Source organism: Kribbella sp. NPDC051952 (genome assembly GCF_040680855.1).
In the GTDB taxonomy this organism is placed as follows: Bacteria; Actinomycetota; Actinomycetes; order Propionibacteriales; family Kribbellaceae; genus Kribbella.
The window spans coordinates 15,122-30,114 of record NZ_JBFAXQ010000002.1 but is presented as its reverse complement, the minus strand read 5'-3'; the positions used below and the strand labels follow the sequence as shown (position 1 = coordinate 30,114).

Here is a 14,993-nt window from a genome sequence, read left to right as displayed (position 1 = left end):
GAAAGCGCTCGCTCCTACGCTCGCGGCATCTGTTTCCGGGAGTTGGGACTTTCCATGCGGCGTACTGCTACGACACTTCTCGCCATCGCCTCGACGGGGGTTGCCCTACTCGGCGCCGGTGCTTCGACCGCCAGTGCGTCTCCTGCGGCCCAGAGTTCTCCGGCGGTGGTCGCGTCGCAGAGCTGGCACACTTCGCCGAACTACGCAGACGCCAGGAAGTGTGACGAGCAACGCCGGGTGAAGTACGCCCGCGGCCTCCCCACCGACCCGACCAGCGGCTGCTACCGCTGGTACAAGGGCTATTACTACTACTGGTGGCAGTAGCGAGTCAGAGGACCGGGAAGGTTCGGTTGGCGGATTCGCCGTGTTCTAGGACTTGGGCGGCTGGGCCCAGGATTTTGGGGTCTGGGGTGCCTACTAGTTCCAGGTCTTTGTCGGTGTAGTCGTAGAGGCTCAGGACGTGGCGCATGGCCTCCAGGCGGGCGCGCTTCTTGTCGTTGCTCTTCACGACGGTCCACGGTGCGTGGGGTGTGTCCGTGTAGTGGAACATCGCTTCCTTGGCCTCGGTGTAGTCGCCCCACTTGTCCAACGACGCCAGGTCGGTGGGTGAGAGTTTCCATTGCCGGACCGGGTCGATCTGGCGGATCGTGAAGCGGGTCTGCTGTTCGGCCTGCGAGACCGAGAACCACAGCTTCACCAGCAGGATTCCCGACCGCACCAGCATCCGTTCGAATTCAGGCGCCTGCCGCATGAACTCGTCGTACTGGTCCTGGGAGCAGAAGCCCATCACGCGCTCGACGCAGGCGCGGTTGTACCAAGAGCGGTCGAACAGCGTCATCTCCCCCGCGGCCGGGAGGTATTCGACGTAGCGCTGGAAGTACCACTGCGTCTGCTCGCGGTCCGTCGGCTTCTCCAACGCGACGATGCGGGCGCCGCGTGGGTTGAGGTGCTCCATGAACCGCTTGATCGTCCCGCCCTTGCCGGCGGCGTCGCGTCCCTCGAAGACGATGACAAGCTTCTGCCCGGAACGCTTCACCCAGTACTGCAGTTTGAGCAGCTCGATCTGCAGCAGCCGCTTGTCCCGGTCGTAGATCTCGCGGGCCAGCCGTTCGCCGTACGGATAACCCTCGCGCCAGGTGTCGACCGGCGTACCGTCCGCGCGCAGCAGCACCGGGTCGTCGTCCTCTTCGTCGAGGACACGGAAGCCGAGTTCGCTGACCAGATTCGGGGTGCTCATAGCCTCAAACATTCGCTGCCTTCAGCCTTGCGGCGGTGAACCGCGAGCTGCCCACAGATGAACAAAATCACGGTACGGTTAAGCCTAGGGGTTGGGAGACGCGCGCTGCGCGTCATCGTGCGACCGGTCGCGCTCGGGGGGGGGTTCGGCCTGGCCCGGTTCTTGCAGGGATATGGGCCAACGGTCGGATCAGCAGGAAGGTCGGCCCATGACCGGATCCTTGGCGCCGGAGCTCGATCATCAGCGCGGCGCGTCCACACGCGGCCATTTGGTCGTCGAACACCTGCCCCTGCTCGCAAGCCATCACGGCACCCCACCCGACGTACTGCTGCGGTGGAGCGCGATGCCGGCGGGCACAACCACGGTCGACGTCGTCGTTCATCTGCACGGACACTCGCCCAAGGGCCGTTCGATGCAACTCGTCCGCGACATGGCGCCGGTCAGCGGTCTCGACCTCGTCGACCCGGCGCATCCGTCGACGGCCGGGCGCACCACGCCGACGCTGATGATTCTGCCGCGCGGGCACTTCTACGGCGGACGGTCCGGCCGGGGCTACAGCTTCCCGGCCCTCCAGCCGCCGGGCGCGATCACGAAGCTCGTCGACGAAGCGTTGCGCAGGTTCGGTAAGGCGACCGGAGTCCACGCGCGCCGGGGGCGCCTGATCCTGACCGCGCACTCCGGCGGCGGCTCGGCCTTGATGGCGATCCTTCGGCATCTCGACCCGGATGAGGTGCACACCTTCGATGCCCTGTACAGCGATCCCGGCCCGCTGATCACCTGGGCCCGCCGCCGCCAGGCCGCCGGCTCGGGTGCGCTCCGGGTCCTGTTCCGGCCGGGCGAAGCGACCGCCCGCAACAGCCTCCGAGTCGCCACCGCGCTGGGGCGCACATCCGCGAAGTTCCGAGTCGAGCAGACAGGGGTAACCCACATGGCCATTCCCCAGACCTACGGCTGGCGGCTGCTGGCCGATCCTGGCGCGGATCTGCCGGGCGCAACCCGGCCACGACAGCCTGACCGCTCCGAGCACGAGACCCCGAGCGGGTCCAACAACTCGGCGTTGTGCGCCGCGATCGCCCGGGTAGCGCGCGAACAGTTCCGGCGCTGGCGTCCCGGCGGCGGACGAGCCCTGACGGAGACCTCCCCCGCCGCGAGTCCGATCCTGCGCGAGTACTACCGCGTCGGTGTCCACGACACCGTGACCGACGCGCAGATGCAGAGCTCGACGTACCAGGGGTCACATCCGTGGTCGGCCGTGTTCATTTCCTACGTCATGCGTACGGCGGGAGCCACAGGGTTCAACTACTCCTCGGCGCACCGGGCCTACATCGCGGCCGCACGCAAGAACCGGCTGGACGGCAACACGTCGAACCCCTTCTGGGCCTATCGCGCGACCGAGATCGCACCGCAGGTCGGAGACCTCGTCTGCGCCTCCCGGGAGAGCGGCGTGACCTACGACAACATCGGCAACGGACGACCCTGGAAGACGCACTGCGACGTGGTCACCGAGGTACGGCCCGGGCAGATCCGGGTGATCGGCGGCAACGTCAGTCAGACGGTCGGCGAGAAGCTCCTGCGGACGCGGCCGGACGGCAAGCTGGACCTGTCGGGAAACCAAAGCCGCTTCTTCGCGGTGATCCGCTGCCGCTCCGCCCGAAGCGCTCCGGACACCAAACCCACCTATGGTCCTCCGGCCCCACGCACCTACGGTCCTCCTGCCCCACGCACCTACGGTCCGCCGGCGTCGGGCTCGACCCCGGTCGGTCTCGACGCGCGGGTCGCCCGGGTGATGGAGTTGCTGGTTCGCAAGTACGGCTACCCGGTCAACGGCGCCGCCGGTCTGGTCGGCAACCTGATGTCGGAGTCGCAGGTCCAGCCCGACCGGATCGAGGGCAGTAAGTCCGAGACCCCGTTGCGGGCGCCGGACTTCAGCGGACAGCTCCGCGACTTCACCCCGGACCAGGTCCGCGACCGCAACTTCAGCCGCAAGATCGGTCCCCGGCTGCCCGGGGTCGGGCTGGCGCAGTGGACCAGCCCGGAACGCCGGGTCGGGCTGTTCAAGCACACCTTCAACGGCCGGCAGCTGGGCTCGGCGATCCTGCACAATCTCGACGCGCAGGTCGATTACCTGGTCGCCGAGTTGCGCGGGACCTATCGCGCCGTCGACACGGTGCTGCGCTCCCCCGGCGTGACTCTCGACCAGGCGTCGGATGTCGTCGTACTCAAATTCGAGCGCCCGGCCGCTGTCAACGACAAGCCGACCAGCGACCCCGGTGTTCAGGCGGTCCTGACCAAGCGGCGTGCCGCCGGCGCGCAGGCCCTCCGCACCTTCCGCAGCTCTTCTCAACGTTGAAAGGACCAACCGTGAACGGCTACTGGTTCGAGATCAAGCGACTCGGCAACCATCAGTTCGTCTGGAGCTTCATGGAGGCCAAGAACGGTCAGCTCCGTTCGCTGGCCCGCGGTACCCGCGACTACAACTCGCGGCAGGACGCGGAGGATGCGATCAACGTCCTGAAGGATGTCTTCCCCGAGGCCGACATCCTCGAACGCCTGCCGCACCTCCCTGAGAGCCACTTCGAGCTGCACAAGGACACCGTGCCGCTCCTCGCCGGCGAGCGTAACCACGGCCGCCGCGACAGCTGACCACCACGATCGCAACCCGCCGTACGCCAGTGGATGCCTGGATCGACGTCATCGGAGCACCGGAATCGGTGATCCGAACGGTAGTGCACGGCCTCGAGGCGCTCGACATCAAACTGCTCGACCCCACGCACGCGAACGGGTCGGTGCTCAACGGCCTCGTCGTCTTCGGCGCCGCCTCCCCGGCTGTTGCCGCCGGCATCAGTGAGCACGCCGCGGCCAAGCCCGGACGCGTACTGGCGTTGTCCACCGGCGACGGGTTGCGGGGCGAGGACAGCTGGCGGCTGTTGCGCGCCGGGGCCTCGGATGTCTTCACGTGGCGCGATCCCGAGGATTCCGCGCAACACATCGCCGACCGGCTCCAGCGTTGGCACACGATCGACGAGCTGGTCCGGGGCCGGCACGTCCAGGACTTCCTGGTCGGCGAAAGTGCGGTCTGGCAGGCCGTCCTACGCGAGGCTGTCGAGGTCGCGCGGTTCACCTCGGCCGCGGTCCTCATCACCGGCGAGAGCGGCACCGGCAAGGAACGCGTCGCCCAGCTGATCCATGAGCTCGACCCGCGGCCGGGCAAGAAGAGCCTGGTCATCCTGGACTGCTCCACGATCGTGCCGAGCCTGTCCGGCTCGGAGTTCTTCGGGCATGAGAAGGGTGCATTCACCGGCGCCGCGTCGGCCCGGGCCGGCGCTTTCGAGCTCGCCGACGGCGGCACGCTGTTCCTCGACGAGGTGGGCGAGCTGCCGGCCACCCTTCAGGCCGAACTGCTGCGAGTGATCCAGGAAGGCACGTACAAACGGGTCGGCAGCAACGTCTGGCGCCAGAGCACGTTCCGCCTGGTCTGCGCGACGAACCGCGACCTCGGGTCCGCCCGGGCCGAGGGATCCTTCCGCAACGACTTCTACTACCGGATCGCCGGCAGCACCTTGCGACTGCCGAGCCTGCGGGAACGGACCGAGGACATCGTCCTGTTGTTCCAGCACTTCTTCGGCCAGGTCTATCCCGGCCGCGAACCGCCGCGACTCGAGGAGGCGGTCCGCGAGCTGCTCGTCTCCAGGTCCTATCCGGGCAACGTGCGCGACCTGCGCAGCCTGGTGATGCAGATCGTCCACCGCCATCTCACCAATGGCTTCGTCACCGTCGGGGACATCCCCGATCATGAGCGTCCTGTGCCGCGCACCGAACCGGCCGCGAACGACGGCGACCTGGGCGACAGTGTGCGTCGAGCACTGGCTCGTGGCGCGGGACTCGACGACATCACCTCGGCCACCATTGCGGCGGCCATGCGGTTCGCTCTCGCCTGCGCGGGTGGCAACGTCGAACGCGCCGCCCAGCAGCTACGTGTGCCGGCGCGCGCGGTCCGGGCTTGGCAGAAGTCCGGACGACCGCAGCTGCCGGCGCCGCACCGGTTCGGTCAGCCGCAGGAAGTTGCCGGCCAGAACGAGTGACTCGGCCTCCGGCGGCAACTTGAGCAGCCGAACCTTCTCCAGCTCGAGCCCCGGATGCAGCCACGGACCATCCGTCCCGAACAGCACCTTGCCCGGCCCGGCCCGTCGAACCGCCTTCACCAGTACGTCGAAACGCCGTACGCCGGAGGTGTCCGTGAACAGGTTCGGGTGATCCGCGAGCAGGCTCGTGAACGCCAGTTGCGCACTCCAGTCGTCCGCGAAGCTACCCAGGTGCGGAATGATGAAGTTCACGTCCGGGTATTCGGTCGCGAAGAGTTCCGCGGCGGCCACCTCGCCCATCACGTCGTACAGGATGGGTAGCCGGAACAACCGGGCGACGTCGCAGATCTCGCGGCTCAGTCGGGCGTCGTGGCGATGCACCTTGATGCCGCAGAAGCCGAGGCCGACCACGGCACGGCGTACGAGCGAGTGCACCTGGCCCCTGTCCCGTTCGGCGTTCACGAACGCGAACGCGGTGAACCGGCCGGGATCGGAGGCGACGATCCGGCCGACCTCCTCGTTCGCGACCCGGTAGTCGGAGTGGAACGCCGCCAGCAGGTTCGACCGGCCGATGCCGGCCTCGTCGCAGCGGCGCAGGTAGTCGTCGAGTGGGGCCGAGGTGTCCCACGGCCCGGTGAAACCGTCGCCGGGCCCGGCGTGGCAGTGGGCGTCGATGATCGTCGCCACTGCCGGCCGGGCCCGGGACAGTCTGTTCACCGCACGTCCTCCGATCAGCCGCGAAGGGCGCCGTACTGCCTGCGCAGGTGCACCGCAGGCATCGACCGGTCGGTCCGATGGGCCAGGTCGACACCGGTGACCGCACGGTAGGCGTGGATGTAGCCCTGGACCTCCGCGCGCCAGTAGCGGGCCCAGTTCGCGGCCTGCTCGGGCTCGATCACGCTGGTCCAGTTGCCGAACCGGATACCGAGCAGCAATTGCTCACCGAAGACGGCCATGTCGCGGAAGTGCATCACCGAGGCATCGGACCAGCCCTGGAGCCGGCTCATCGCCTCGACCCGGTCCATCCAGGCCTCGGGGTAGGCGACCATGGTCCGGGTCGGCAGGAAGTCCCGCATCTCCGGCCGGGCCAGGATCCACTGGTTCATCAGCATCTCGTGCCGCGCGGTCCACGGCAGGTCGCCGTACGCGTTGTGCGCGCCCTGGGTGAGCAGCAGATGCGTCTCCTTCAGTGCGTTCAGTACGCCGAAGCCGTCCGCGATCCTGGTCGTGTCGTCATCGTCGTGGTTGAACTCCATGCACAGCCGCAGCAGGTTGTGCAGTGCCTCGATGAACCGCGACCGTGAGTCGGCACCGCGGACCGGCGGGCCCGGCTTGCTGGCGAGCACGAGACCGTAGTGGTGGTCGTACTCGTACGCCCGGCGGACCGTGGTGAGCCGATGCTGCGCGTCCTGGATCCAGCCCCAGAGCAGGTTGTTGAGCGGCCGCAGTGGGTCGATCTCCAGCCCTTCCAGCGGGTCCCGGCCACGCGGGCCGTGGGTGCGGTTCTGGAACCGCCAGGTGATCGCGTTCATCGTCTGCATCAGGCTGCCCTCGTCCAGCCAGTACGACCAGATCAGCTCCAGGAAGCACGGGTTGGACAGCTTCTCCGCGAGGATCCCGTAGCAGACCTCGGCGTCCTCGTGCCGGCGCCCGCCACCGATGACGGGTACGTCGCCGAGCTTGATCCGGATCAGCTCCAGGTACGGCAGGATCTCCAGCGCCTCGCCGTCGCTGGTGAAGATCCGGTTCAGGTAGTCCCGCCACTGCGCCTCGAGATCGCTGCGGTCCACGGTCCGGTTCAGCCGCCGGCTCTCCGCATCGAGATCCAAGTGCAGGTGGTTGAACCGCTCCAGGTCGACACCGCAGTGCAGCATCAGGAAGACCTCGGTCGCCGCCTTCAGCAGCCGGTACCGGTTCACATTCGGGAACGGCAGTCCGGCACGCCGCTCGACCTCACGGACCTTGTCCTTCAGGCCGTTGGGGCCGTCGCCACACATCACCCGATCCAGGAACCGGCTGTAGTTCTCGAAGCCGAGAGCGTTCGTGCTGCTCCGGATCGCGACCCACAGCGCCTGGTCGGACGTCGCCGGTACGGCCGTCCGCTTCATCGTGACGGCGACGTCGTCACCCGACTCGAACGGCTTGGCCCGCACCTCGATCGGCAGCGACCACGCCTCGTAGACGTCGGGGGTCCGGGCCTGCGAGTTGATGTTGACGATCGGGCTCGACCCGAGCGGCGGTTCCTCGCCGTCCTCGGCGACGACGGGTGGATCTTCGTGATAGACCCGCGTCAGGACGATGCCGACCTGCCAGGCACCGATCGCGAGCGAGTTGGTGTCCAAGGTCGCTTCGAGTCGCCGGCCGTCGTCGAACGGGAGGTGGATCTCCCCGCCGTTGACGACCGTCGTGCCGATCAGGGACCGGTCCGGCAACGGCGCAGGTCCGGTGACCCGCCACTCGACGGTGAAGTCTCCGCCGAGCGAGCCGGTGACGGCTTCCACCCTGACGATGCCGCCCTTGGTGATCTTGCGCGGGGCCGCATGGACCTCGACGCCGTGGTTGTTCCCGTGGTTGTTCTCGTGGTTGTTGTCCATCGTGCTTCCTCCGGTCAGACAGCGGCGTGTAACCGCTGGGGGTGGTCGGGCTGGTCGGACCAGATGATCGGCTGGCCGACGTACATTCCGGTCTCGACCCGGCCTCCGGCCCGGGCCGTCGCGAGCGCGCTGTCCACGGCCCACTTCGTGATCAGCCGGCGCAGCATGCCGCTCTCGCGCTCCGGCGACAGCAGTCCGCTCGCCCTGGCTTGTCCCAGTACGGCGAACGCGAGCGTCGGTGGCGCCATCGCCACCTGGTCCGGTTCGGTTCGCCAGTGGGCGAACAGCTCGAGCAGTGCCTCCCGCTGGAGCTGCGGATTGCGGACCACCTCGCCGAGGGTCCGACCGCGCAGTCGTTGCGGTCGTGCCCCAACCAGGATCGAGATGAGCTCGGGCATGCTCGCCCGCAGTTCGTCGAGCACCGCGGACTGCTCCGGCAAGATGTCGGTGATCGGGTACATCGACTGCCACAGCTTCGCCAGCCGGTTCCATTGCGGATCCGGGTAGAGCCGGTCTCCGATCGCGCAGCTGAGCAGTACGCGCAGCCACGGGATCGGGTGCGGGTCCTCGTCGGGCGGCCGGAACACGAACCCGCGCGGCAGACTGACCAGGCCGATCAGCCCGAGCGTCGACCCGATGCCGATCCTCGCGATCGACCAGAAGTCCGCCACGATCTCCCCCAGCCAGCGATCCCACAGCTGCCAGGTCGACCGCAGCCGCGACTTGCGGGCACGCAGCCGCGCCCGCAGGCACTCGACCAGCCCGAGCAATGCGGCGGCCTGATGCCCGACCTCGTGCACCAGCGACGAGGCGATGCCGTAGCCGATCATCCGTTCTCGCGGAATCCGGATCAGCGCGACCGGATTGTCACCGCCACCAGGCAGCCTGGTGCGCGCCCGGCGGATCGCCCCGCCCAGGCCGCGGTGCAACGAACAGACCACCGGCGGCGCGTCGAAGTACTTGTCCGGCAGCAACAACGCTTCCGCCGCTGCCACGTCCAGGCCCGAGAGCAGTACGCCGTTGTCCTGCTCGCTGCGTTGCGTGATGACCTCGGAGAACAGGTCGAACTGTGCCAACGCGTTCTGGAACGCGAGCCGCAGCATCCAGAACCGGCGCTGCTGCTCGGGCGCCGGGGCCGTCGCACCGGGACCGCGCAACCAGCCGAGCAGCTCCTCCGCCCGCTCGCGAACCTCCTGCCGTCCGGCGATCAGATGCTGCTCGATGCCCGACAACGCTGCCGGCGACACCGCGGCAGCCGCGACGCAGGTCTCCTGGAGCACGAACGGTTCGACCAGCGCGAGCCTCGTCAGCATCGCGCGGGTCTCCTGCTCCAGCAGCCAGGTCGCGGACAGATCGCCGTACATGACTCAGACGTCCAGCAGGATGATCTTGCCGGACCGCCGGATCCAGCGGCCGCTACCACCGGTGCCGTCGCCGTCGCCGCCGGAACTGCTGCTGTACGAGCTGCTACTGCCGTAGCCGCCATAGCCGCGTCCGCGCCGGCGTCCGCCGTACCCGCGGTAGCGACCGTACTCGCTCTGCGGTGGCGCCGCGCCGTCAGCTCCAGCAGGCGCCGCGGGCGGTTCGGCGCCGGGGGCGGGCTCCGGTGGAGGTGGTGGGGTGGGGTCGGGCTGACCAAGAGGAACGGCTACCCAGCGGAAGCCAGGCTGTGGCGGGCCAGGCGGCGCTGAAGGTGGCGGTTCGGGCATCGGCTCCGGCCCGGGACCGGCGTACGGCGCGGACGGGTAGCCGTAGGACGACCGGTAGCGCGGCGGCCAGTAGCGACGGCTGCCGTAGCCAGGATGCGAGTATCCGCGCCAGCCGGGACGGTAGCCACCGCGGTACGGCGATCCGTACCGTCGGCCGGGGTACCGGCTCCTGCTGTACGAACGACCGAAGACGTGGCGTGCCAGCGGCGAGATCGACCGCAGGCCGTGCCGGTACAGCGAGGGTGCGACCCTGCGAGCGGCGCGGAAGATGCTGAGCTCTCCGACCAGTTCCGCGGGTGCACCGGGTGGAGCACTGGCGACATCCTGGGCAGCCGTCGCGGCCAGCCGGACGAACTTCCGGGCGGTGTCGAACTCCTCCTGCTCCGGGTTCATGCCGGAACTCTCGGACTCGAACAACTTGCTGGCTGCTGCCCCGAGGGTGCCTCCGATCGTGGTGCCGATGCCGGGGGCGATGGCAGTGCCGATCGCACCGCCGAGTGCCGGCAACGCGACCTTGGCGAGTGGCTTGAGGGCACCGATCAGGGCTTGGCCCTGCGGCGAGCTCGCGGCCCGGCCGATGCCTTGGACGGCCCGGCCGATCGTGTTGACCAGGCCGCCGAGGAAATGATCGAGCTCCTGCTCGTTCGACACCTCGAGCAGCCGGCCGGCGAACTCGTTCTCCTGCGCCTCGGTCAGCGGCAACTCGCCGACCTCGGCCTCGCCACCGAGCACCTTGCCGAGGATCTTGTGCAGGAACTGCTCCTCGGCCTCGCCGACCTCGCCTTCGCCGTACTCCCCGTACTCGCCCTCGCCGTACTCGCCCTCCTTCATCAGGCCGCCGAGCAGACCACCGAGAACCTTGCCGACGACGGGGATCAACGGCAGGAACTGCTCCTCACCCTCCCCCTCGGAGTACTCGCCTTCTCCCTCGCCGTACTCACCCTCGCCTTCGCCGTATTCGCCGTACTCGCCCTCGTTGTATTCACCCTGGCCGTACTCACCCTGGCCGTACTCACCCTCGCCGTACTCACCCTGGCCGTACTCACCCTGGCCGTACTCACCCTCGCCTTCGCCGTATTCGCCGTACTCCCCCTGGCTGTACTCCGCCTGCCCGTACTCAGCCGTCGGTGCACCCGTCTCGAACATCTCCTGCCCCTTCCACGTTGTCCGCCAGCCCTGCATCAGTGCCGCTGCCCGGCCGCGGTGATGGCCGCCTGGGCGCAACGAATGAACTCCTGCGCGATCTCGTAGTCGCGGTCCTCCGCACTCAGCCCTTCGAGCTCCAGGCCGTAGACGCGGGCGGCGGTCGCCGCCGGCGTCTCGCCGGAGCGCGGTCGATCCCCGACCAGCGCGGCCACGGTCGGCACCGTCCGTACGACGGTCTTCCGCAACTCGCGGAGGAGCTCCTGGCCGGTCGCGACCGGCAGCTCACCCGCGTGCCACGCCGTCTCGGTCATGAGCCCTTCGAGGAACTCGGCCAGCTCGTGTTCGCCGGTGACGTCGAGCAGCTCTGCGGCGAGCTCGGCCTGCCGGGGATTCGTTCTCACGGCCTCTGCACCTCCAGGGAGAACCTGTTGCGGCTACACCCTGGGTATCTGCAAGAACCGTGCCACCCGCCTCAGCGCAGCGAGACCGACGCGAACCCGAGTTGGGCCCGACGCTTCGCCACAGTCCGGCGAGCGATCGGATAGCCGGCCGCGCTGAGACGATCCGCGAGATGCTGGTCCGACAGCGGGTCGTCGGCCGACTCGAGCAATCTCCGCAGCTCGTAGTCGACGCCTCCGCCGGTCCCGAAGAACCGTGACAGCGGGACCAACCGCTGGTCGGGCAGCAGCGCGTACTTGTCGGCGACGGCCCGGCTCACTGTCGACTCATGCAGATCGAGTGCCGCGGCAACTTCCGCGCGGGTCAGCGGCTCGAGCGCCGCCTCACCCTCCAGCACGAAGCCGCGCTGCCTGTGTACGGCGTACTCCGCGACCCGGCGCAGTGTGTCCCACCGGTCCCGCAGCTGGGCAAGGAACGACTTGGCCCGCGGCACCGACGCGCCACCGCGGCGCACCCGCAGTTTGGTCAGCGCCGGCTCGACCAGCTCTACGACGAACTGATCCTCGTCGACCCGCACCACCACATCGGGCACGGCGTACGACGTCACCGTCGGCGCATTGCCGTCGAACGCCGGGTACGGCCGCAGCTTGTCCCTGATCAGGTCAAGCACCCACCGGACATCACACCGCCGTACCCCAAGCGACGAGGCGATCGAGGCGAACCGGCCGCGAGCCAGGTCGGCGAGATGGTCTCGGATGACCGCTCGCGCGATCCGGATCCGGTCGTCCTCCAACTCAAGTGCATCCAGCTGCAAAAGCAGGCACTCGTTCACGCTCGTCGCTCCCACACCGGGCGGCGCACAGCGTCGTACGATCGCCAGCACCTTCGCCACCGCGCTCGCGGGAACGCCCAGTTCAGCCGCGAACTGCGCGACCGGCCGGTCCAGCAGACCGTGATGGTCGAGGCTGTCGACCAGGTACTCCGCGATCACGCCATCGGCCGCGGAGACCTCCAGGCGGACAGCTCTGAGCAGTCCAATCGTGTCCGGCTCGGTCTCCGCCGACTCGGTGGATGCGAACTCGGGCAGGTAAGCACTCGGGCCAGCCTGATGCGAGCACACTGGGCAACGACTTCGCCAGGAACCGCGGCAGATCGGGCAATCGCCCGGCTCCACGCGTTCGAGCGCGTCGTTCGCACTCAGCTCATCCGCCACCACCGACTGCAGCGACGCGTACGGCAACATCAGCATCTCGCCGAACGCCACCAGTGCCGGCGACACCTCGAGCCCGAACCTCGGCACCATCGAAAGTTCAAACGTCAAAGACATCTGTGACCACTCCCCCTGAGACCAGCGCCCCCACAAGTCCCTGCAAGAAGCGTGCCAGCCACAAGCCCGCACCGCCACGCCTCGGGCCAGGGAAACTGCTTGCCTCAGGCAACTTACTGGGCAGTGACCGACACAAGCCCTAGGATCGGGTAGCGCGTCCGATGGCGGACAGATGTGTCACCCACATGGAATGGAGCCTGTGTGATCGACGACGGTGAAGAGATTCCGCTGCTTGGCGGCGATGTGACCGTGGGCCTGGTCCGGGTCGGCGACACGGTACGACGGCCACCCGGCGAGCGGGACGAGCTCGTCCGGGACGTGCTCCGGCACCTGGAGTCGGTCGGCTTCACCGGCGCACCGCGGTTCCTCGGCGTCGACTCCGCCGGCCGGCAGACCCTCTCGTACATCGAAGGCGAGGTCGCCGGCCGTCCGTGGCCCGAGTGGATCGCGGACGAGGAGCGGATGATCTCGATCGCCCGGCTGATCCGGGCGTACCACAACGCGGTCGAGAGCTTCGGGATCCCGACGAATCTGCCCGCGCCGATCGAGCCGGCCGGTCTGCCGGATCTCGCCGATCCGCCGGAGCTGGTCGGGCACCAGGACATCACGCCGGAGAACGTGGTCTTTCGCGACGGCCGCGCGTACGCCCTGATCGACTTCGACCTCCTGCGCCCGGTCAGCCGGGCCCGCGAGCTCGTCAATCTGATGCTGTGGTGGGGGCCGTTCGGAGCCGACGACGATCTCGATCCGTTGATGCGCGGGCTGGACCAGCCGCGTCGGTGCCGGCTGATCGCGGACACCTACGATCTGGCACTCGAGGACCGGAAGCGGCTGATGGAGCTGGCGATCGGGCTGAACGAGCGGGCCTGGCACACGATGAAGTACCGCGCGGAGACCCTGGGCGGCGGCTGGCAGCGGATGTGGAGCGAGGGAATCGGCGACACGATCAAGCATCGCCAGGTCTGGCTCGAGGCGAACGCCGACTCCCTCACCACCGCGCTGATCAGCTGACGGCGACCACTTCCTCCTCCTCGACCGGCGCGGGCGTCTTGTCCCGGAGGAGGACGAAGGCCAGCACCGCGGATCCCAGTACGGCGATCGCGCTCGCGATGAACGTGCCGGACATCGCGTGCGCGAAGGTGGTCTTGGCCACCTGAGCGAGAGCGCTGTCGCCCGTACTCGCGGCGACCGACAGGGCCTCACCGATCGAGCCACGCGCCGCCTCCGGCGTACCCGGAGGCATGTTGTCGGTGAAGTTGTTGGCCAGGATGCTGCCGAGGATCGCGATACCGAGCGCGGCGCCGGCCTGCTGGACGGTGTCGTTCAGGGCCGAGCCGACCCCCGCGTGCTCGTGCGGCACCGCACCCATCAGCGCCGCGGTCGCGGCCGGCTGGGCCAGACCCGCGCCGATGCCGAACACACCGAGCGCGATCGCCACCATGCCGAAGCCGTCGTCCGCCGAGAGGGTCGACATCACCCAGAACCCGGCCGCCAGTCCGATCAGGCCGAGCACGGTCATCGGCCGGTTGCCGATCTTCTGGCCGAGGGTGGCACCGACGCCGTTGACGAGGATGACCGCGACCGCCATCGGGATCATCGCCAGGCCGGCTTCGGTCGGCGTGAACCCGAGCACGAACTGCATGTACTGCGTCAGCGCCAGGATCAAGCCACCGTTCGCGATCTGCAGCAGTACCAGCGACAGGCTGCCGCCACTGAAGTTCCGGTCCCGGAACAGGTGCAGCGGGACCATCGGCACCTCGGTCCGCAACTCCCAGCCGACGAAGGCGGCCAGGCTCGCCACGGCAACAGCCAGCATCGGCCAGGACACCCCATGCTCGGGCAGTTCGATGATCACCCAGACCAGCGAGACCAGACCCACCATCGAGAGCACCGCACCGAGCGGATCGGGCTTGCGCCAGGGCGCCTTCGACTCCGGCATCAGGATCACCGCGGCGGCGATCGCGATCACGACGACCGGCACGTTGATCAGGAACACCGAACCCCACCAGAACTTCGCGATCAGCGCACCACCCAGCACCGGCCCACCGATCAGGCCGACCATCAGCACCGAACTCCAGATCGACATCGCCTTGCGGCGCTCGTCGTCGTCGAAGACCGTGATCAGCACCGACAGCGTGCTCGGCATCACGATCGCGCCGCCGATGCCCATCAGGACACGGCCGGCGATCAGCGTCTCCGGACTTCCGGCGTACGTCGCCACGAGTGAGGCCAGACCGAAGATCGCCAGGCCGACGATCATCACCTTCTTGCGTCCGTACCGGTCGGACAGGCTGCCGGCGGTGAGCAGCAGGCCGGCGAAGACCAGGATGTAACTGGCCACGATCCACTGGATCTCCTGGGCGGTCGCACCCAGGTCCTCGGTCAGCACCGGGATGGCCACGTTGAGCACACCGTTGTCCAGCACCAGGACCAGGGTGCTCAGGCAGAGCACGATCAGAATCAGCCAGCGACGCGGATGACGAGCGGTCATCACGCACC

At 68.4% G+C, this 14,993-nt stretch carries 13 protein-coding genes; 5 read left to right on the top strand and 8 right to left on the bottom strand.

What is annotated here, in order from left to right:
• Nucleotides 1-54 precede the first annotated feature (54 nt).
• Complete coding sequence (locus AB0L70_RS04800) at nucleotides 55-324, top strand: hypothetical protein (RefSeq protein WP_363680045.1); 270 nt, start codon at nucleotides 55-57, stop codon at nucleotides 322-324.
• Nucleotides 325-328: 4 nt separating this feature from the next.
• On the opposite strand, the gene ppk2 is transcribed toward AB0L70_RS04800, so the two are convergent.
• Nucleotides 329-1,237: a polyphosphate kinase 2 gene (gene ppk2 / locus AB0L70_RS04795; protein ID WP_363680043.1), complete on the bottom strand. Its 909-nt coding sequence runs from the start codon at nucleotides 1,235-1,237 to the stop codon at nucleotides 329-331.
• A gap of 208 nt (nucleotides 1,238-1,445) precedes the next feature.
• Between ppk2 and AB0L70_RS04790 the strand changes: the two genes are divergently transcribed.
• The 3 genes from AB0L70_RS04790 to AB0L70_RS04780 all read left to right on the top strand — a co-directional run bounded on the left by AB0L70_RS04790 (nucleotide 1,446) and on the right by AB0L70_RS04780 (nucleotide 5,319).
• Entirely contained in the window at nucleotides 1,446-3,587 is a 2,142-nt protein-coding gene (locus tag AB0L70_RS04790; RefSeq protein ID WP_363680041.1) for a phage tail tip lysozyme, read from the top strand.
• An 11-nt stretch (nucleotides 3,588-3,598) separates the two neighbouring features.
• Entirely contained in the window at nucleotides 3,599-3,880 is a 282-nt protein-coding gene (locus AB0L70_RS04785) for a hypothetical protein (protein ID WP_363680039.1), read from the top strand.
• Nucleotides 3,881-3,948: 68 nt separating this feature from the next.
• Entirely contained in the window at nucleotides 3,949-5,319 is a 1,371-nt protein-coding gene (locus AB0L70_RS04780) for a sigma 54-interacting transcriptional regulator (RefSeq protein WP_363680037.1), read from the top strand.
• On the opposite strand, the gene AB0L70_RS04775 is transcribed toward AB0L70_RS04780, so the two are convergent.
• The 6 genes from AB0L70_RS04775 to AB0L70_RS04750 form a co-directional block, all read right to left on the bottom strand.
• On the bottom strand, nucleotides 5,209-6,036 hold the full coding sequence (locus tag AB0L70_RS04775) for an amidohydrolase family protein (RefSeq protein ID WP_363680035.1): 828 nt from the start codon (nucleotides 6,034-6,036) through the stop codon (nucleotides 5,209-5,211). The genes AB0L70_RS04780 and AB0L70_RS04775 overlap by 111 nt on opposite strands.
• 14 nt (nucleotides 6,037-6,050) lie before the next feature.
• A complete protein-coding gene (locus tag AB0L70_RS04770; protein ID WP_363680033.1) occupies nucleotides 6,051-7,913 on the bottom strand; it encodes a hypothetical protein in 1,863 nt (620 codons plus the stop codon).
• Between the two features lie 14 nt (nucleotides 7,914-7,927).
• On the bottom strand, nucleotides 7,928-9,277 hold the full coding sequence (locus tag AB0L70_RS04765) for a hypothetical protein (protein ID WP_363680031.1): 1,350 nt from the start codon (nucleotides 9,275-9,277) through the stop codon (nucleotides 7,928-7,930).
• A 3-nt stretch (nucleotides 9,278-9,280) separates the two neighbouring features.
• Nucleotides 9,281-10,768, bottom strand: coding sequence for a hypothetical protein (locus tag AB0L70_RS04760; RefSeq protein ID WP_363680029.1), 1,488 nt, complete (start codon nucleotides 10,766-10,768; stop codon nucleotides 9,281-9,283).
• A 35-nt stretch (nucleotides 10,769-10,803) separates the two neighbouring features.
• Nucleotides 10,804-11,169: a hypothetical protein gene (locus tag AB0L70_RS04755; protein ID WP_363680027.1), complete on the bottom strand. Its 366-nt coding sequence runs from the start codon at nucleotides 11,167-11,169 to the stop codon at nucleotides 10,804-10,806.
• A gap of 71 nt (nucleotides 11,170-11,240) precedes the next feature.
• Complete coding sequence (locus AB0L70_RS04750) at nucleotides 11,241-12,494, bottom strand: hypothetical protein (protein WP_363680025.1); 1,254 nt, start codon at nucleotides 12,492-12,494, stop codon at nucleotides 11,241-11,243.
• Nucleotides 12,495-12,695: 201 nt separating this feature from the next.
• Between AB0L70_RS04750 and AB0L70_RS04745 the strand changes: the two genes are divergently transcribed.
• Entirely contained in the window at nucleotides 12,696-13,505 is an 810-nt protein-coding gene (locus tag AB0L70_RS04745) for a phosphotransferase (protein ID WP_363680023.1), read from the top strand.
• On the opposite strand, the gene AB0L70_RS04740 is transcribed toward AB0L70_RS04745, so the two are convergent.
• On the bottom strand, nucleotides 13,498-14,985 hold the full coding sequence (locus AB0L70_RS04740; RefSeq protein ID WP_363680021.1) for an MFS transporter: 1,488 nt from the start codon (nucleotides 14,983-14,985) through the stop codon (nucleotides 13,498-13,500). The two genes, AB0L70_RS04745 and AB0L70_RS04740, sit on opposite strands and share 8 nt — an antisense overlap.
• Nucleotides 14,986-14,993: the final 8 nt, after the last annotated feature.